This window comes from Catenovulum maritimum (assembly GCF_001050375.1).
Lineage (GTDB): Bacteria > Pseudomonadota > Gammaproteobacteria > Enterobacterales > Alteromonadaceae > Catenovulum > Catenovulum maritimum.
In genome coordinates this window covers 140,954-159,452 of record NZ_KQ130482.1, presented here as the reverse complement: position 1 = coordinate 159,452, position 18,499 = coordinate 140,954, and the positions used below count along the sequence as shown (strand labels likewise).

Genomic DNA, 18,499 nt, shown 5'->3' with positions numbered 1-18,499 from the left:
ATTATTTTGCCAACAAAGATTCAGTTAACTGGGCAAATGTATCAAAGCATAACTCAGGGTGATAATTAGCAATACTTTCTCCATAATTATAACCATAGGTTAAGCCTACACTCGCTATGTTGGCCGCTTTCGCAGCTAAAATATCATTCTTAGAATCACCTATCATCCAGCACTGTTCGGCAGTCACATTCAGCTCTGCTAAGGCATAATTAAGTTGTGCAGGATCTGGCTTTCGCTGAGGTAGCGTATCGCCGCCAATTAATAACTCAAACAAATTATCAACCTCTAAACCTTCCAGAATAGGTTGAATAAAAACGGCAGGCTTATTGGTAATAATGGCTAGGCGGAAACCTGCTGATTTTAAGCTAACTAGGCCCTCTTTAACACCTGGATACAAAACAGATTCCACACATAAACATTGTTCGTAGTGGGCTAAAAAAATGGCTAAGGCGTCATTAATGAGTGATTGATCTAATTTAGGATCTATATCGGCTGAACCAGATAAAGCGCGAGATATTAATACCTTAGCACCATTACCAACCCAATGATGAATGGTATCTCCATCAAATGTTTTCTTACCTAAATCTTTAAGCGTTCGGTTAACTGCTAAAGCGAGATCAGGTGCGCTATTCACTAAGGTGCCATCGAGGTCAAAAAGTAATACATTTTTTTGTTGTAACATCAAAACGTCTCAAAGAAATTAAAAGCCTAATTTGGTGAATGATTTTAACAGCCTAACCGAGAAGAATCATCAAAACAGCATTCTTTATATGCAAAAACAACAAAAACCAAACTCAGTCTTTAAAAATCAAAACAGACCATTTACAACCAAAAAAAACCCTTTACAATCAAAAAACATAAACTCAATAAATTATTATTTGTAAAAGGATCTACACATTGAAGCATAAATTTATAGCCTCACTTTCTTTGCTTGCCTCGGTCTTATTAACAGGCTGTCAAACCACACAAACGCCTTACGAAGTTAATTCATCAACTAATTATAAAAAAGGAAAGTCATTTAACTCCTATCACCTAGGCGTCACCGAAGAGAAAGTTAATGATCGTATTTATCACGTTGCTGTGAAATTAACAGGCACAAGTTCCGCTGAACGCGCAAAAGATATGTTTTATTTACATGCAGCTAATCTAGCGATGAGCAAAAACTTTGAGAAGTTTTCAATTGAAAAAAGAAAAACTGGCAGATGGTGCTATGGCACTAAGACTCGTTATTCAGGGCAAAGGTCAACTCAGGAAGCAGGGCCAAAGTACTCAGGTTTTGTGCTTCTCATAAATGATGGAAAAGAAACCGTTAAAAAGCAAAAAATCTATGTCGCAAAAAATGTCAAAGATATAGCCCAACCCAAAGTCGAAGCCATAATTGACGAAACAAGCTTAATAAAAAACCAAGAACGTTATCTTAATGCTTGTGATGGCAATTAATTCAGGGACAGACTAATGAAGCTTTTTAAACTTTTATGCTTTTTTATTGGCTTATTTATTGTTGGCTGCGCCTATCAGCCGGCACCTTACCAAGTAGTAGATTCTTTACCTTATAAACGTGGTTATATGAATAACTTTTATAAAGTTGGCGTGACAGAAGAAATTATAAAAGCCAAACATTATTATAAAATAACTGTAAAACTTGATAATGGGAGTAGTAAAACACGAGCTGAAAATATGTTGTTATTTCATAGTGCGCAGTTAGCTCAAGCAAATGGTTCAAAAGGCTTTACCATTAAAAAGATTAATAACACGGTTTGGTGTGGTATTTCTACTCTTAAAGAAAAGGCACCCTATGTAAAAGATAGCGCCCCTATCTCAACAGCCTTTATTACGCTAATTCAACCGACAACCCCTGCTAAAATGTTGAGTAGACCCAGCTATCAAGCGGCAAAAATCATTGCTCAACACCAGCAGAATGTACTGCAAGGGGAATCAAAATCAGACGCGGAGATTAATCGCAAAACAAATGAGGAAACGTGTTGGGCACGACTTAAAAATACCTAAGGAATAAGCCTAAAACCGGAAAAGCGTTATTAGGCTTTAAACATCTAATCCTATATTAAGAACGCGCAACAAAGCTTCTCGCTCACAATAAGACCAACCTAACCAATTGTTATATATAGCTTTTGAAAAATATTAATTTAACAATGCCTGTCACACAAAGAAGCTATAAAAGGAGAAAACATTACCAAAGGCAATGGCCGATTTCTCCGTTAATATGATTGGATTGCACTGCTAGATGGCACAGTTTGGACTAAGTACGAACCAAAACTGCGCTGCCTAACCTGTGTTCATTCTGCTTTGTTAATGAATAAAATAGCCTATTACTCAAAAATTACGTAAAGAGCCACACCCTTAAAGCGCTTTACAGCGATTTAAGGCTTGTAGATAGTAGTAATCGCCGTAATTCAATGGTGAGTTAAGTTCATCATTTGCCGGATAATTACCTGTCGCTTGTTTTAGCAAGAAATGTCCATTTTGTCCTTTATCTGCTAGGTAAGCTGGTGAAGATAATGACCGTAACATTTTAATCGCAGCATCGTAATAACGCTTAGATTCAGCCTCTTCAACAAAAGTCGACAGCTCTAACAAGGCACTGGCAACCAAAGATGCAGCTGACGAATCACGGTATAGAGTCACTTCAGGATATTTTGGCGCATCATAATCAAAGTAAGGTACCAAGTCTTCTGGCATATTGGGATGAGTTAAAATGTAGTTTGCAATACCACGAGCATGCTCTAAGAATTTATCTTCCTTAGTGAAACGATAACTCATAGTATAACCATATAACCCCCAACCTTGACCACGTGACCAAGAAGAATCGTCAGCGATACCTTGGAAAGTTTGTTTCCAGTTTGGCTTCCCCGTTTCTCGATCATAATTAACTAAATGAAATGAGCTGTAGTCGTCTCGGAAGTGATGTTCCATAGTGATAGTTGCATGACTAATAGCAGCATCTCTATAAACTGAGTCACCAGTGATTTCAGATGCACGATATAACAACTCTAAGTTCATCATGTTATCTATGATGACTGGAAATTCCCACGTACCCCAACTCCAAGAATAAGTAACACCTATTTGAGGGTTAAATCGCTCCATTAAAGTTTTGGCAGCGCTCACGATAACATCTTCATACGCCTTGTTGTTAGTCAAGCGCAAACCATTACCAAAACTATCATAAATAATAAAACCAATGTCATGAGTTTTACGATTGTACTGATTTTTCTCGAGCGCCTTAGTCCATTCTGTCGCAGTATCTAGCCATGTTTGGTTTTTATTATGTTCATACAAATTCCAAAAGCTTCCAGCAACAAATCCAGTTGTCCATCCCAACATAGGATCAAACCTTGTAACTCCATTGCTAAATGATCTTGGTACTTTGCTTGGATCCGTATAAGTTTTTCTAAAACCATCGTATTGCATTGTTGCTTCGTCTAAAGCCGCATTACAAAAGGCAACATTATCTACTGGCCAATCAATTTTTTTTGAGTATGTTACCGTGCTTTGTACTTTGTCATTTGTAGCGGGCGCGGTTAATTTTTTATCTGTTGCACTGCACGCAGATAAAACGCAAACAATGCTAATAAGAAGTTGCTTGTTATTAATCATCACAAATCATACCTTTTAATTGAATTAACTCTAAGTAACCTGGACTCAGGATAAATATATTACTCAAAACTATATACCTCGAAGAGCGCCATCCTGCCATAAATACAAGCGCTGAGCGTCACCGCGTCTAATACTTAAAATAACGGCAACCGTATCGCCTGCTGAATTTTTAACTGCCTCCAACATAATGCGTGATTTACTTAAGCTAAATTGTTCTTTTTCAACTTGCCAATCGCGACCATTTTGGCTGCTTGCTGTGGCAAATACAGTCATTCCTTTACTATTTCTATAGACGACAACTGCATTAGTTTGCGCTTGCGCACTACCCAAAGCTTCAAGGCTAATAATTTGTTCAATTTGATTATTATTTAGATCGCGTAAACTTCTTTTAGTTGTGCCAGGCATAGGTTGGCTATGTACCCACTGACCATTGTTGTAGGACACCATACGCATCTCACGATAATCTTTAGTTCGTGCTTGGTATGCGACGGCGGGACGACCATCTTCTAAAATTAACGGATCGGTTCCAAATGGTGTTTCTTCTCTTTGAGTTGAGTCAAACGCAAGCGTTTTTTGATCAGCTATCTCTAATGTAATTGGCAAAGGTAACTTTTCACCTTGAGCGTTGTACATATTACCTGTGGTTGTATCTAACTTCATGTAATAAACATTTACTCGCGAATAAGTGGTTTTATCGTGATATTCAAGGAAGTTACATTCATGCCACAAAGAGCTAATGGCAATTTCAGTATCCGAAACACGCAAAGGTTTAATATAGAAGGTATCTACATTTATAGGATTATCTTTTTGTGCGGTTGGCCAAGTGAAAATAACGGGTTTTTCAAATCGGCTCTGCCCTGCTGGCATTTTGTAATAAACCCAAGGAGACTTATGCGTACCTGCACGGGTAAATAAGTAAATATCACCGTTCGCCATTTTTTCACTGGCTGTATATGAAGCAAACGGCGTAATATCATCTACATAAACAAACTTGCTAATGTCATACGGCTTTTCCGACATCACATGCAGCATTCTGCCACCCGCATGTGGCGTGTCGATCGACATAGGATTTAAACCATCTTCCCGCTCTCCCCCATGGCCACCGTAAATCAGATGTAAATGGCCTTTACTGTCTATTTCAATGATTGGGCGACCATGACTATCAATTTTTCTATCGCCTTTTGATAACGTACTTTCAGCCGCTTTATAAGGCCCTTGCCACTCATGAGTGACTAAGTCATAACTTGCAATATATGGGTCAGTTAACTCGCCTTGATAAGTAATATAAAGCTTATCACCGACAACATCATGCCAACCTGCATGAGGGTTGCCTTCTAAGTTATCAGAAAAATAACCAGCTGGTAGATCGGGTAATTTTTCCGCTATTGGTTTTTTCGGCCCCAATTGCTCGGGCGGCATTTCATAAATGTCGTGAAACCCTTTGCCTTTTTTGTATGCATTGTAAATAGGCTGATATTCAGGGTACTGACCATATAAATACTGATCGATACGCCAGCGCCAATATTCTGCACTTTCTGAGTCACCAGGCTTAACCTGAGCTTGTAAAGCTGCAAAAACTTTATCTTCAGCTGAATACTTGGCAATTAAGGCACTACGTTGCGCCATAAAGCTTTGGGTTGAAGTTGATTGCGCTGAAGTTGACGACTCAGACTGTGAAGACGAGCAAGCACTAAGCAACACACTTGATGTCACCATTAGTGCGGACATCAATCCAGCTTTAAGAGTGGAAAATTTACTAACTGATTTTTGTTTTAAACATTTCATATAAATACCTATGGGAGCAACCTAGTACAGTTCCACCTGAATTTTAGTCCATTTATTTCATTAATTACCATAAAAGAACAAAAACAATCAATTTTAATTGTTCAACTAAGTTGTTCTAGTTTGGAAAAATTACAGCTGATTTCATATTAAGCAGTCACCTAGCAAGCTTTTTATAAAGCTTAAATTAACCTAATACCAGTGAATTAATTAGACTAAATTTAAATACTTATGACCGCATTTGATTAACAATGTAAACAAATGATACAATAATGATGAAATTAAGTTAATACACGACTAAGAAAGTTAAGGTAACTGAAAAATGTTTATACAAATCACCGCTCTTTCACGACTCAATAAAATTTTAACCAGCTGCAGCGCTGGCTTAATTTTATTAGCCGCGACAACTGCAAATGCAAGCGTCACGTTAGAATCCTCGACAAAAATAGCCGACAATGCTTTGCACTTTGATGGTTCTGATATTGATACTGCCAGCCCAAAGCTCAGTACCCAGGAGCTTAAAGATGATACAAAATACCATTTCAAATTTGGTGGCAATATTTCAGCACACGGTGATTCAATAAAAGTATATAAACAATATGTATTTATGACATGGTACCGAGGCGGTAAAGATGACCGCCACGTAATGTTGTCTCGTTTAGACACTAATACAGGTATAGTAAAAACAATAGAATTCCCACATCAACACAATGGTTTTCAGGGCAATTGGTGGATTGGTGAATCGCACAACACCATAGGCTTAGCCATTAGCCCGAAAAATGGCACCATACATATGGTGTATGATTTACACGCCTATGACGACAACAGCATTCCAAATGCAAAATTTGACGACGACAGATTCAAAGACGACTTTTTCCGCTACAGCTACAGTTTGCCCGGCGCCGCCGAAGTTGCTGATGATGATTTCACCCTAGAAAAGCAATTTGTCAAAGACACCAGTTCAGTTAGCACAGGACCGGACGATTACAAACACCTAACCATGAGTGGAGATTTAGCCGATAAACGTAATTTTTCTGCATTAACTTATCCTAAATTTTTTGAAACCCAAGAAGGTGAACTACTGCACTTTATGCGCTGGGGCGGAAATAATAACGGTGCTTATTATTATAATAGCTATGATGCAGATGCACAGAAATGGAGCCTGTTCGAAGCGTTTAATCACAGAAACCAAAAAAGTCATGGCCAAGATTATAACTGGGGTCTTTATGGTGAAATGAAGTACGTAAATGGTAAGTTGCGTGTCGGTTTCCAAAGACGTAGTAGCAATAACAACGACAAATTCATTTACCAAAACGGTATTTATTATGCTTACTTAGACGATCCAGCAAACAACATTTGGCGCGACCACACAGGCAAACAAATTACTTGGCCGTTAGTTGATGCCGACGAAATTAAAATTTATGAGCCTGGTGACTTAGTAGACACAACCCAAGCAAACAAAGTACATATAGTGGGTAACTTTGACTGGACTGTAACAGATAAGGGGGACATTCATATAATCCATCGAGTTAAAGATAATGAGAATAACAAGACAGTTTATGGTCATCTATACAAACCAGCTGGCGCAACTGACTTTATTCATGCACCAGGTATTACTGGCGCTTCTGAAATTAATGCTATTGGTGATGATGTTTACATCATAGGTTTAGAAAATAAAAAGCCTTATATTGAAGTTGCGAAAGGTGGTACTACGCAATTTAGTCGAATTTATACCGACATCACAACCACAACTAACTTCCAGCACGGCGTTTCACATGCTAAAGGTGGCAAAGTTTATTATTACTTAATGGAAGCCGCTTCGGGTGCAGCAAGACCATTGCACCTACAAGTTATCGATTTGGGTTTGTCTACTACATCGGTTGTATTTGAGCAAAGTGCGCTCACTGTGGTTAAAGACTACTCAAGTTTAAACATTACAACGACAGCATCCTCAACTGATTCTTCCGTCTCTGTTAACAATGTTGCGCTTTACATTGATAACCAGTTGGTTTCAACCTTAAACGGGCCAACATTTAAGTGGTCAGAAGCGGATACTCAATTACAAAGTTTAGCCGTTGGCAGCTATGCGCTAAAAGCAATTGCAACCGATAGCGCTGGGGATACTGCAGAAGCCCTAATGACATTAATAGTAGTAGAGCCAACGCCTACGATTTCATTTACTGAATCAGAGCTTACCTTGTTAAAAAATTACAACAGTCTGAGCATAACTGTCAATGCGGCTACACCAGATGTGACTCGCACAATTACAGGTGTTGATTTGTATTTGGATGACCAGCTGGTTTCTAACGATGCAAGTTCACCATACGAGTGGACACAAGCCAGTACACAATTATCTAGCTTAGATGTGGGTGAATACACATTAAAAGCGAAAGTGACTGATAGCCAAGGGGATACAGCTGAAACCTCAATTAAACTAACAGTAATTGATCCAACCCCATCAGTTAGCTTCCCAGAAGGTGACGTAACAGTTGAAGAAGGCTACACCAGCTTGAAACTAAATGTTGCGGCCGACTCACCAGTAGATGATCGCAGCATCGCTAAAGTTGAATTATTTGTAAACAACACCTTGATTCGTCAAGAATCAGTCGCGCCATACGATTGGGGTCATAACGAAACATTAAAAGCTGAGTTGCTAGGCTTCCCAGTAGGTACACACACGTTAAAAGCAATTGCAACTGACAGTGAAGGTGTAACAGCCGAAGCAAGCGCCCAGTTAATTGTGCAAGAAAAACTGGTAGCTCCAAGCGTTAGCTTTACCCAAGGTACACAAACCGTAACTGAGGGTTATACTTCACTTACATTTTCAGTAAATGCAGCAACATCAATGGCATCGCGCAATATTAAGCACGTTGCTCTATATATTAATGACGTATTGATATCTGAAGACACTGCAGCACCTTATGAATGGACGCAAGCAAGCTCGGCCTTAAGCGCATTATCTGTCGGCACTTATACTATAAAAGCAGTCGCAACTGACAGTGGTGACATGACAGCGCAAACCAGTGCCCAATTAACAGTGCAAGAAACATTGATAGCCCCAACCATAAGCTTTACCAAAGGTACACAAACTGTAACGGAAGGCTATAGCTCACTTGCATTCTCAGTAGATGCAGCAACATCTATGACAACACGTAATATTAAGCACGTTGCCTTGTATATTAATAACGTATTGGTGTCAGAAGATACTGCAGCGCCATATCAATGGACACAAGCAAGCTCAGGTTTAAGCACATTATCTGCCGGTACTTATACGGTAAAAGCAGTCGTAACTGACAGCGGTGACGCCACAGCACAAACAACAGCGACACTTACTGTTGAAGCTAAGCCAGCAGAAACCACACCACCAGATTCAAATGACTCTGCGGGTAATGAGTCATCTGGTGGTAGTACATCACCTCTTGTTATGCTGTTCTTAACATTAGTGGCATTGGGTAGACGATATCGCTAGCAATTTATAGCACTTGTAAACAAAAGAGCATCCTAGTGATGCTCTTTTACGTTTAATCAGCTGATTTATTAGAATCTTGACACATAAACATCGAACACGAAATACACACAAACCGTTAAGCCATTGTAATTTAAATATATTAGCAATGCCTGTCACACTGCTTTTTTTTTTGAATAAAAATAATGATAAGGAATCACTTTAATGCTTTTCACAAAAAGAGTAGCTACACACATAGCACAACTTTTAACTTTGGCGCTTTATTTAACTTTTTCTGCTTTGCTGATGACTAATGCACAGGCTAAACCTTTATCGCAAGATGATTATATTCACCCTAAACCCATTGAACGAATAGAGCCTAAATATCCTTCATCTGCGCTTCGTAAAAAACAAGAAGGTTGGGTTCGCTTGAGCTTTTTTGTTAATGAACAAGGTAATGTGGTGGACATAAAACCGTTGAAATTTTTTGGGGTTGAAGAATTCAAAACTGAAGCTGAATTGGCACTTCGTGAATGGAAATATAAGCCGGCGCTCAAAAATGGTGTCACGGTTAAGTCTAAAAAAATGACGGTTGAATTAACGTTTTTATTCGAAGGTAAAAAAATACTCGATTTAAATCTAAAAAAACGCTTTCTAAAAATAAACAAGCGACTAGAAAATAATGAGTTAGATGAAGCAAAAGCAATGTTAGCTGACATTGATATTAACCATCTTTATAATTTAACCGAGCAAAACTTTTATCATAATTTATCGGCTTCTTATGCGCAAAAAACAGGTAATATTGAGCAACAATTATCGCACCTCAATACGATTAAATTTCACTCTAAAATAACCGAGCCAATGTTTAAGCTTTCTGTTTTAAAAGAGCGGTTTATTGCTAATATAAAGCTCAATAAATTAAGTGATGCATCAAGAGATTTCCGCGCGATCAAGCGTATAAAAGAAGCTAAGCCTTACTTAGCCACTTTCGAGAAAATTCTTAGTCAGGCAAAAGCAATGGCTAAAAATGCGTAACCAGAAAGTTGTTTACCCATCTTGCTAGTTAATCGTGGATTTGCATTAAATTAAAGGGGGGCTTTAGATTGAAGTCAACTGTTAACAATATTAATTATCTATTATAAAATAGTCGTCCAAAAATAAATTTATTTAGCGCTCCACCCGGATAACAAAATTAATAAGGATAATTATGCGTTACACTAAAACTGCATTGATATTAATTGTGATCTTTTTAGCCTCTTGCTCTAGCAGCAAAAAAGTCAAAGACCACATTGTAGACTGCTCGTTAATTGAAACGCCTAGCAAGGATGTCAATTTGGCACAATTAGAAGAAGACTTGTTACTAATCAGATCCCAGATAAAAAAGAACTCTTCTCAGCAGCAAGCTCTGATATCAAAACAAGTAGAGTCAAACGCTAATTTACAAGGCTGTCCAATAGATTCAAGAGGCTTTAAAGTGATGAGTTGCGTTAACTTCCATGCAAAACTTTTAAAAAAAATATCAATCGCAAGGTAAAAAATTGGGAAAAGTATTTAAGAAACTTGATACGTTAGCTAAGGGCAAAGAATGTTTGATTAATCGTTTAAAAGGCTCACTGGCAGCGGAAATCTAGGTCTAGCGGGCATTTTTAAATTAGGTGCCCGTATCAGGAGCTTTTTGCAAAGATAGTTCTATTGGATAAGCATAACGCTATAAATGACAATCCGCTTTTCATAGCCAAGCATACCTAATTATTCATAGTACCTGCTCGATCATTTCTTAATTAGTTTCTCTCGAACGAACTAGGAAAAGTTTATAGCTGTGGAAGCACCCAACTCGATATTGGGTGCAACATTTGAGGTTATTTACATTTGCCCTGAGTAGAGATTTGAGAAAAGGTTTTAGGGAAATTCGGCATATTATTTTTATCCCAAGCGGCTTCAAACCCATACCTTGATGAGTCAAACCATTGCGGTCTAATATGGCCACATGCCCACTGCTCTAACTCAGACAACATAGCTTGTTTATCCGGCCCAAAAGGCTGACCATGCTGTTCTGAAATATCATTGGCTAAATCATAAAATTGCCAATCTCCCTTGCCATCTGTAAACCATTTATTATCATTTAAAACGATAGCTGTTTGATTTAAACCACCATCCGTCGTAGGTAAATGCATCATAAAATACAGTGCCTCGTTTACACGAGCATTTTCATTGGCTCGTACGGCACTTAAGATATTTTTACCATCTAATTGTTTATTCTGCGGGATTTTCCCTTGCGCTAACGCGGTAAACGTTGGGTAAAAATCTAATGCTGAAACAGGGTGATCATAGGTCGTTTTAGGTAAGTTACCATTTGGCCAATGCCAAAACATAGGTACTCTTACTCCACCTTCATAAACTGAGGTTTTGCCCATTTTAAGTGGCGTATTGCGTGCACTAGCGTTATTAATTCGGCCACCATTATCACTTAAAAACACAATTAGCGTATCTTCATATACGCCAGTTTGTTTAAGCTTTTCAACAATGCGCTTCATCCCGCGGTCAACCGCATATACCATAGCAGTGTAGGTTAGTCGTTTCTGATCTTGTGCTGCTTTATCCCCTAAAATTTGTTTTAAGGCAGCGATGTCTTCCTCTTTCGCCTCCTCTGGTGTATGCGGCGCGTTGTAGCTCATAAATAAGAAAAACGGATTAGGCTTAGCACTTTCACGCTCAATATAACCAATCGCAACATCAGTCAACATATCTGTTATATATAGATTATTGTCGTATCCCGCTTCGCTCGCGTAGCGGTCATTTTCCATTAACGGCGCTTTGTACAGCCAAACCGATTTGGCGGCGGGGTCATAATCTTTTACGCGTACAAAATCTTTAGTGTGGTAAACATGCCCACCCCCTAGCATGCCATAAAAATAGTCAAAACCTCGAACATTTGGGCGATATTCAGGCTCCTCACCCAAATGCCATTTACCAACCAACCCTGTCGAATAGTCAGCACTTTTTAAAACCGTACTGAAAAAAGTTTCGCTGGTTGGAACACCATGCACCGAGTAATCAGCCAAATTAAATTGAGAACCAAACTCATGCTGATAGCGCCCAGTCATAATGCCTGCTCGACTGGGTCCACAATATGCGTGAGATACATACGCTTGAGAAAAACGTGTACCTTGCTGTGCCAAAGCATCAATAGAAGGAGTATAAATATCAGGTTCGCTATGTGGCATATAACCCAAATCTGCATAACCTAGGTCATCTAATAAAACTAACAAGATATTCGGACGTTTAGCTGGCTGAGCCTGATTGTTTCCCGTCACCTGTTCATCGGAAAGCTGCACCTTAGTGGCGTCGCAACCCAATATCAAAAAAATAGAACTAAATAAAATAAAAACCTTACCGACCAAATTTTTCATCAAAAATCATCACACAAACTATATTGGAATACTAAGAATATAGAATAAACTAAACAAAATACATAACATTGTTTAATTTTATAAAGATATCACTATGATTTTCATCATATGTATAATCTAGATGTGATCCATCTACTTAAAAACTGACCTGAAACAGTTGGAGTTCGCTGTTATTGTTGCCATTGCAATAAAGGTAAAAATTAAAACAACAACCTAAGTTCGCAAGTACTTACTTACTTAAATAAAATGACCAACATGTCATAGTTAATACCACTTATAACAATTTCGATCATATAAAGTGCTATATGCTTGAGAACATACAAAACGAGTACGGACATATCTACCCTAGATACAAATAATAGCTGCACAGCCGCGCAAACCACTTCAGTGGTATAGCAAAAATCGATGCTACATTTATGTTGTTATTGCTTTGTGATATATTTTATTTAATTATAAAAATCAATTGGCTAAAACAATAATAATGACGCTAATTTCCATTTACCCCGTTAATATTCTTCACATTATTTTTACCACGATTGCAGTACTCGGCATTTTTATGGTCATGGGTAAGCCACAATATAAAGGCTTAGTTATGCTCTTAGCTTTGCATAGTTTAGAATTTATTAATATTATTGAAGAATTAAACATTACCCGCCAATACTGGTTAGTCACACCCGCCATGCAAGTAGCGTTAGGGCCGCTATATTATCTCTTAGTTAAAAATATGATTTATCGCGATTTCAGAGTAAAAGCTCATTTAATTCATTTAATGCCTGCCGTTATCGCAATAGCTTTTACCCCTTGGTGGCCTCAGGTGCTCGCTATTGCTTATATTAGTTTGGCCATTTATTTAGTGATGAGTTTCCGCCTATTATGGCGCTATCGTGTTTATTTAAAGGAAACAACTGTTGATTACGATGGTTATGCTTTAGGCTGGTTATTCAATACTTTAACAGTGGTCAGTGTGATTGAAATTGTCGATTTTACACGCTTGAACTTACAATTAGTGCTTGATATTGAAGTGTTAGTACATTGGTATTTTATTAGTACGTTTATTGCTTTGTCGTTAACAAGCTATTTAATCATTAACGCAATACGACAGCCCGAACTCTATAATAGCTTTGAAGATATGGAATCTATCTCGCTAAAAAAAGAGAAATTAGAGCAAGCAGATAAAGAGCACCAACAAGCAAAGGTTATTTTTGCCGATATTGAAAACTACCTAACAAACAGCCAGAGCTTTTTGCAGGCGAAGTATTCATTGCGAGATCTATCTCAAAGTTTAGGTTTAAGTGAGCAATTAGTTTCTTGGACGATTAATAAAGGTGGCGACATTAATTTTTCTGATTATATCAATGGCAAACGAATTAACGTTGTAAAAGCGAAACTACAAGAACAAAAACAAGCGGCTAATATCTTAGCAATTGCGTTTGATGCTGGCTTTAGTTCTAAATCTACCTTTAATGCCGTTTTTAAAAAGCAAACTAATCTCACTCCGTCAGAATATATTAAATCCTTAAATAACAATTAACTATATTATTCTGCACCCGTACGAAATCATATTATTGGTGCAGTTTTTTAATTTTAGACGATGACGCCGCGATATTTTTGTAGAGTTAAAGCATATTTAATATAGGCAGATAACAATGAATTATTTAATCAAAATCACGCTCACTTTTCTTTTATCTATAGTGAGTATTGCTTGCTCTGATTTTAAACAAACCGTTTTACCACAAGATACTGTGCAACCTCCTATGGCTGTTGATTTTGCTTTTACGCATGTCAACCTTGTCCCTATGAATCAAGAACAAGTACTCAGAAACCGTACTGTGTTAGTTAAAGATGAGCGCATTGTTGCGATTTTATCTGATGATGAAACACTCGATTACCAAGCAGTTACGACTATTGATGGCAAAGACCAATATGTATTACCAGGTTTAGCAGATATGCACAGTCATTTACGTATGAATCCCCAAGCAATGTTTAATCAATATATAGCGAACGGAGTAACTACCGTCCGCAATATGTCATTAAAAGATGGTGATCAAGACCACCTTGCATTACGAGATAAATTAAAAAACAGGCAGATGACAGGCCCACGATATTTAGTGAGTGGCCCACAATTAAAACCAGAAAATTTGCCAGATATGGCCGCGGCAGAAAAAATGATGCGTTTTTACGTTGAAAATGGTTTTGATGTGGTAAAAATTCATGCAGATTTACCACAAGATATTTATGACTTAGTGTTAACTGTCTCAAAGCAGAATAACATCATGGTCACTGGCCACACCCAGCATAAAATGCCATTAGCAGACACTTTGAGGATGGACTCTGTAGAGCATGTTGAGGAGTTGTTGTATATCTCTATGCATGAACCCCACACTGAAGAAGTGGACGCAAAAATATTTTTTAGGGATCACGCTAAAAAATTAGCTGATTTTGAAAAACCCGAATACCGCTTAGAGATGGCAAAAGCGTTTATCGAATCAGATACAGCTATAGTAACCACCTTAACAATATTTGATGCCATTACTGATTGGTTAGACGATGAACGTTTTTCAGCACTTGCAACACGCGAGCACAATAAGTATTTGCCAAAATGGATTAAAGAGCAGTATTTAAGTGATTCACAAAACCCTTATCGTGATCCGAACTGGCCATTTACACTAGAAGCGATTAAACATAATAATAATTTGATACAAACCTTAATGGCACAATTTCAACAACAAGGCGTGCAATTAATTTTAGGAGTCGATGCTTTTGGTACAGTTATACCTGGGTTTTCTGTACACAAAGAATTAGGCATTATGGTTAAGGCTGGTTTAAGCCCTTTCCAAGCGCTAGAAACAGGTACCATTAACGTTGCTCGATATTTAGGAGAAGATGACGAGCGTGGAAGCATTGAGCAAGGAAAATTAGCTGATTTTTTTATGGTCAGAAATAATCCTTTAGAAAATATTGAAAATGCTCAGCAAGTTACAGGAGTGTTTGTTAAGGACCAATGGCATAACCAAGCGGATTTAACTGCAATGTTAGCGAAAGCAGCCGCACTAAATGCACGTTAATTAAATAAGGACAAGATAAAAGACAAACTGATGCAGGGACGAGTCAGTCTCATCCCTGCAAACAAATAAAATAACTCATCTGTGTTAGGCATTTAATTTAAGAGCAGCTTTAATATAAAAGTCGATAGAATCTGCTTCAATTGTCTCTATAGACAATACTCGCATTCTTTTAGTTTTTCCGTGTAATTGTCCAAGTGAATCTTCAATAAAGGCACCTTTAAGAAACCCTATATCTACACCATGTGGCATAGTTCTTAGGTGACATAATGCCGAACCACTAAAAGAATAAGTTGTGATTTTATCTTTTTTAATTTCTGTCACGCCATCAAAACTGAGCAGGTAATCTCTGACATAAATAAAAAGATCTTTATAGGGTGATGTTAAATCCTTTTCAAATTGCATAGTGTGATACTCCTTTTGAACTCTATGACTGCTGTCATATGGAACCAATAAAACTTGGTTAAATTAGCATTTTACTGAAAAAATGTAGAAACCGAACCAGAGTTATTAGATACCTCAAGCTTCATTATGTAAATTTTATTATCGCATCCTTCTTTGACTCGTTTTCAAAGACAAGCGGAGACTAGTTCAAACAAGACAACATTCGAATATTTTTGTTCAGTAGTTTATATAGCGGCTAACACTCTACAGATTGATCGATATTTAAAATAGCCACGTAAAATAAAAATTAATTAAACGATTCAGTGTCCGTATCAGGTTTAACATGACTCCTAAGCTAACCATTTTTTACGATAGTTATTGCCCCCTGTGTATCAATGAGATGCAGCATTTAGCTAAACTGGACAAGAACAATACTTTAGCATTTGCAGACATTCATGCCGAAAACTTTACTCAAATCTATCCGAGCATAAATATTGAAGAGGCGAACCTTATACTACACGCTGAGTGTGATGACGGTGATGGCAACACGTACTTCTTATATGGTTTAGATGTGACTCACAAAGCGTGGAAAATAGTTGGTCGAGGATACTTAATTGCTCCCCTGAGGTGGCCTATTATTCGTTTTTTTGCTGATAAAGTTTATTTATGGTTTGCCAGAAATAGATACCAGATATCCTATTGGCTTACAGGAAAAAAACCTTGTGAATCAAATCAGTGTAAATTGAAATAAGTTCAAGCCTAACTTTACTATTCCACCAAAAAAGAGGACGCGGCTATGCAGCATGCACTAAAATCACTCACTTTAAATGGCGCTGATTCAATATCTGTTCACAGCTTTGAATCTGGAATTTACTTATTAGAAGCTATGCGGATTGATTCCTCAGGTAATGAAAATTCAGGCTATGTTATAGGCAATTCAGGGCACATACTAAAATGCAAAAGTCTAACCCAAGTGAAATCTATATTGACGAAAATTGACTGCAACAATATTTGGCTTGAAGCAGAAACTGCATATGATGAAATGTGTGGTTTAGCAGAAAAACCAGATACGCATATGAAAATAAAAATTAGTTTTTAGTGGGATCTTTACTCACTCATTTTTCTCTATTAAGTTATTGATATAATTTATTTTTATTTATTGAGAAGTATTTTTTATTAGAACAAGGCCTTCAAGAAGGCAAGTTGCTACCCCGAGTTAAGTTATTAATATTGATTGAGTTGTAATTGATCTAACATGGGCTAATGAGCGTTTAGATGATTAATAATGTAAATATTATGGTTAGCTAAATGCGCTCAATTTTTCTTTTTACCAACGATTTACGGCTTAATGACAATCCTGCACTTTTGACAGCGATAGAGCAAAGTGATGAATTAGTCCTGCTTTATTGCCTTGATCCTGCATCAAAGAGATCAACCAAATTACAAACCAAATCAATTGGACATGCTAGATCTAACTTTTTAACGCAAAGCCTCAAAGATTTACAACAGCAAATAAAATTAACCGGTCAAATATTATTCATCGAGCAACTATCAGTTACCCAAGGTTTAAGTAAATGGATTGAGTTAATTAAGCCAGATCAAATATTTAGTAGTGTCAACGCGGGCTATTTCGAGACACTATGCTGGCAAAAACTTGAAAAGCATTACAACAAAATTAAATTCATACAAAAGCACTCTCACACTCTATTCGACGCCGAAGATTTACCATTTGAATTAACTGATTTACCTCAGCACTTCACTGCTTTTAGAAAAATAGCTGAAAAGCTAACAATACCAGACGCCAAGCAAAGAGTTGATTATTATCCACCGCTGCCATCTAATTTATTATTGAATGAGGTAGATACAATCGATTCACTTTCCAGTAAATCACCAAACGACAATAAATTTATTTTTTCAGGTGGCGAATCAGCGGCGATCAAGCACTTAAATCAGTTCTTTTCTTCACCAGCCCCACTCACATACAAAGAAACCAGAAACGCGCTCGAAGGCTGGGGAAATTCATCAAAATGGTCACCTTGGCTAGCCAATGGCTCTGTATCTGCAAGATCTATTTACAAAGACTTAAAGCTGTATGAGCAAAAATTTGAAAAAAATGAATCGACTTACTGGCTGTTTTTCGAACTACTTTGGCGAGAATATTTTCAATGGAATGCACACAAACAAGGCAAATTTTTATATCTATTTAAAGCCAATACCAACAAGCCTCTACTAAATTCATTTTACCCCGTCGTATTTTTGAAATGGCGTCAGGGGCTGACGCCTTACCCGATTGTTAATGCTTGCATGCATCAGCTAAATAGTACAGGTTATTTATCGAATAGAGGCCGACAGATTGTCGCAAGTTGCTGTGTTAACGAAATGAGATTAGATTGGCGCTATGGCGCTGCATGGTTTGAACAACAACTTATAGATTACGATCCTGCTTCAAACTGGGGTAATTGGCAATACATTGCTGGTGTTGGAGCCGATCCAAGAGGTGGCAGACACTTTAACTTAGACAAGCAGAAAGACTTATACGATCCTGACGATACTTTTATCAATAAGTGGCAAGGTAAACAAAATATCTATAGTGACTTTGAAGATATGAATGCTTGGCCCAAGTATGCTGAACCAATTGAGCTGGATTAAATAGAAAATGCCGCACAAAAAACTTCACCTTGACTCAAAAATTTGCCCTATTTGCCAACTCAGCTTTAGTTGGAGAAAAAAGTGGGAAAGAAAGTGGAATGACATTATCTATTGCTCTCAAAAGTGTCGAAAAAACAAGCATGAAAAACAACATA

16 protein-coding genes are annotated in these 18,499 nt (G+C 37.5%); 11 read left to right on the top strand and 5 right to left on the bottom strand.

Going from position 1 to position 18,499, the window contains the following annotated elements:
• Nucleotide 1 precedes the first annotated feature (1 nt).
• Complete coding sequence (locus XM47_RS00490) at nt 2-685, bottom strand: phosphoglycolate phosphatase (RefSeq protein WP_078061787.1); 684 nt, start codon at nt 683-685, stop codon at nt 2-4.
• A gap of 212 nt (nt 686-897) precedes the next feature.
• Here XM47_RS00490 and XM47_RS00485 point away from each other — a divergent pair, with 212 nt between their 5' ends.
• Together XM47_RS00485 and XM47_RS00480 are read left to right on the top strand one after the other, a co-directional pair.
• Entirely contained in the window at nt 898-1,440 is a 543-nt protein-coding gene (locus tag XM47_RS00485) for a hypothetical protein (protein ID WP_048688110.1), read from the top strand.
• A 15-nt stretch (nt 1,441-1,455) separates the two neighbouring features.
• Nucleotides 1,456-2,007, top strand: coding sequence for a hypothetical protein (locus XM47_RS00480; protein ID WP_048688107.1), 552 nt, complete (start codon nt 1,456-1,458; stop codon nt 2,005-2,007).
• Nucleotides 2,008-2,358: 351 nt separating this feature from the next.
• Here the strand turns inward: XM47_RS00480 and XM47_RS00475 are convergent, their stop codons facing one another.
• Both XM47_RS00475 and XM47_RS00470 read right to left on the bottom strand, forming a co-directional pair.
• Nucleotides 2,359-3,612, bottom strand: a complete 1,254-nt coding sequence (locus XM47_RS00475; RefSeq protein WP_048688104.1) for a glycoside hydrolase family 88 protein — start codon at nt 3,610-3,612, stop codon at nt 2,359-2,361.
• 69 nt (nt 3,613-3,681) lie between these two features.
• On the bottom strand, nt 3,682-5,397 hold the full coding sequence (locus XM47_RS00470) for a BNR-4 repeat-containing protein (protein WP_048688101.1): 1,716 nt from the start codon (nt 5,395-5,397) through the stop codon (nt 3,682-3,684).
• Nucleotides 5,398-5,716: 319 nt separating this feature from the next.
• On the opposite strand from XM47_RS00470, the gene XM47_RS18660 reads away from it, so the two are divergent.
• The 3 genes from XM47_RS18660 (at nt 5,717) to XM47_RS00455 (ending at nt 10,373) form a co-directional block, all read left to right on the top strand.
• Nucleotides 5,717-8,863 carry an Ig-like domain-containing protein gene (locus tag XM47_RS18660; RefSeq protein ID WP_245623391.1) on the top strand — a complete coding sequence of 1,049 codons (3,147 nt, stop codon included), beginning with the start codon at nt 5,717-5,719 and terminating at the stop codon, nt 8,861-8,863.
• 201 nt (nt 8,864-9,064) lie between these two features.
• Entirely contained in the window at nt 9,065-9,874 is an 810-nt protein-coding gene (locus XM47_RS00460; protein ID WP_048688099.1) for an energy transducer TonB, read from the top strand.
• 172 nt (nt 9,875-10,046) lie between these two features.
• Nucleotides 10,047-10,373, top strand: coding sequence for a hypothetical protein (locus XM47_RS00455; protein WP_048688097.1), 327 nt, complete (start codon nt 10,047-10,049; stop codon nt 10,371-10,373).
• 325 nt (nt 10,374-10,698) lie between these two features.
• Here XM47_RS00455 and XM47_RS00450 read toward each other — a convergent pair whose 3' ends face one another.
• Nucleotides 10,699-12,249, bottom strand: coding sequence for a sulfatase-like hydrolase/transferase (locus XM47_RS00450; protein ID WP_048688094.1), 1,551 nt, complete (start codon nt 12,247-12,249; stop codon nt 10,699-10,701).
• A gap of 481 nt (nt 12,250-12,730) precedes the next feature.
• Between XM47_RS00450 and XM47_RS00445 the strand changes: the two genes are divergently transcribed.
• Both XM47_RS00445 and XM47_RS00440 read left to right on the top strand, forming a co-directional pair.
• Complete coding sequence (locus XM47_RS00445; RefSeq protein WP_078061786.1) at nt 12,731-13,780, top strand: helix-turn-helix domain-containing protein; 1,050 nt, start codon at nt 12,731-12,733, stop codon at nt 13,778-13,780.
• A 115-nt stretch (nt 13,781-13,895) separates the two neighbouring features.
• The gene (locus tag XM47_RS00440; protein ID WP_048688089.1) at nt 13,896-15,314 is read left to right on the top strand and encodes an amidohydrolase family protein; all 1,419 of its coding nucleotides are present in this window, start codon (nt 13,896-13,898) and stop codon (nt 15,312-15,314) included.
• 84 nt (nt 15,315-15,398) lie between these two features.
• On the opposite strand, the gene XM47_RS00435 is transcribed toward XM47_RS00440, so the two are convergent.
• Nucleotides 15,399-15,716 (bottom strand): DUF1801 domain-containing protein, encoded by a 318-nt coding sequence (locus tag XM47_RS00435; protein WP_048688086.1) that lies wholly within the window; start codon nt 15,714-15,716, stop codon nt 15,399-15,401.
• 322 nt (nt 15,717-16,038) lie between these two features.
• Here XM47_RS00435 and XM47_RS00430 point away from each other — a divergent pair, with 322 nt between their 5' ends.
• The 4 genes from XM47_RS00430 to XM47_RS18785 form a co-directional block, all read left to right on the top strand.
• On the top strand, nt 16,039-16,446 hold the full coding sequence (locus XM47_RS00430; protein ID WP_048688084.1) for a thiol-disulfide oxidoreductase DCC family protein: 408 nt from the start codon (nt 16,039-16,041) through the stop codon (nt 16,444-16,446).
• Nucleotides 16,447-16,491: 45 nt separating this feature from the next.
• A complete protein-coding gene (locus XM47_RS00425; protein WP_048688081.1) occupies nt 16,492-16,794 on the top strand; it encodes a DUF6482 family protein in 303 nt (100 codons plus the stop codon).
• 209 nt (nt 16,795-17,003) lie between these two features.
• Nucleotides 17,004-18,344, top strand: a complete 1,341-nt coding sequence (locus tag XM47_RS00420; RefSeq protein ID WP_077066423.1) for a DASH family cryptochrome — start codon at nt 17,004-17,006, stop codon at nt 18,342-18,344.
• A gap of 7 nt (nt 18,345-18,351) precedes the next feature.
• A partial coding sequence (locus tag XM47_RS18785) for a DUF2256 domain-containing protein (protein WP_149865431.1) occupies nt 18,352-18,499 on the top strand: 148 nt, incomplete at its 3' end.

What these genes read in the sequence shown, in the direction of transcription:
- XM47_RS00480 (WP_048688107.1), top strand. Translation starts at nt 1,456, where the DNA reads ATGAAGCTTTTTAAACTTTTATGCTTTTTTATTGGCTTATTTATTGTT.
- XM47_RS00475 (WP_048688104.1), bottom strand. Translation starts at nt 3,612, where the DNA reads ATGATTAATAACAAGCAACTTCTTATTAGCATTGTTTGCGTTTTATCT.
- XM47_RS00470 (WP_048688101.1), bottom strand. Translation starts at nt 5,397, where the DNA reads ATGAAATGTTTAAAACAAAAATCAGTTAGTAAATTTTCCACTCTTAAA.
- XM47_RS18660 (WP_245623391.1), top strand. Translation starts at nt 5,717, where the DNA reads ATGTTTATACAAATCACCGCTCTTTCACGACTCAATAAAATTTTAACC.
- XM47_RS00460 (WP_048688099.1), top strand. Translation starts at nt 9,065, where the DNA reads ATGCTTTTCACAAAAAGAGTAGCTACACACATAGCACAACTTTTAACT.
- XM47_RS00455 (WP_048688097.1), top strand. Translation starts at nt 10,047, where the DNA reads ATGCGTTACACTAAAACTGCATTGATATTAATTGTGATCTTTTTAGCC.
- XM47_RS00450 (WP_048688094.1), bottom strand. Translation starts at nt 12,249, where the DNA reads ATGAAAAATTTGGTCGGTAAGGTTTTTATTTTATTTAGTTCTATTTTT.
- XM47_RS00445 (WP_078061786.1), top strand. Translation starts at nt 12,731, where the DNA reads ATGACGCTAATTTCCATTTACCCCGTTAATATTCTTCACATTATTTTT.
- XM47_RS00440 (WP_048688089.1), top strand. Translation starts at nt 13,896, where the DNA reads ATGAATTATTTAATCAAAATCACGCTCACTTTTCTTTTATCTATAGTG.
- XM47_RS00435 (WP_048688086.1), bottom strand. Translation starts at nt 15,716, where the DNA reads ATGCAATTTGAAAAGGATTTAACATCACCCTATAAAGATCTTTTTATT.
- XM47_RS00430 (WP_048688084.1), top strand. Translation starts at nt 16,039, where the DNA reads ATGACTCCTAAGCTAACCATTTTTTACGATAGTTATTGCCCCCTGTGT.
- XM47_RS00425 (WP_048688081.1), top strand. Translation starts at nt 16,492, where the DNA reads ATGCAGCATGCACTAAAATCACTCACTTTAAATGGCGCTGATTCAATA.
- XM47_RS00420 (WP_077066423.1), top strand. Translation starts at nt 17,004, where the DNA reads ATGCGCTCAATTTTTCTTTTTACCAACGATTTACGGCTTAATGACAAT.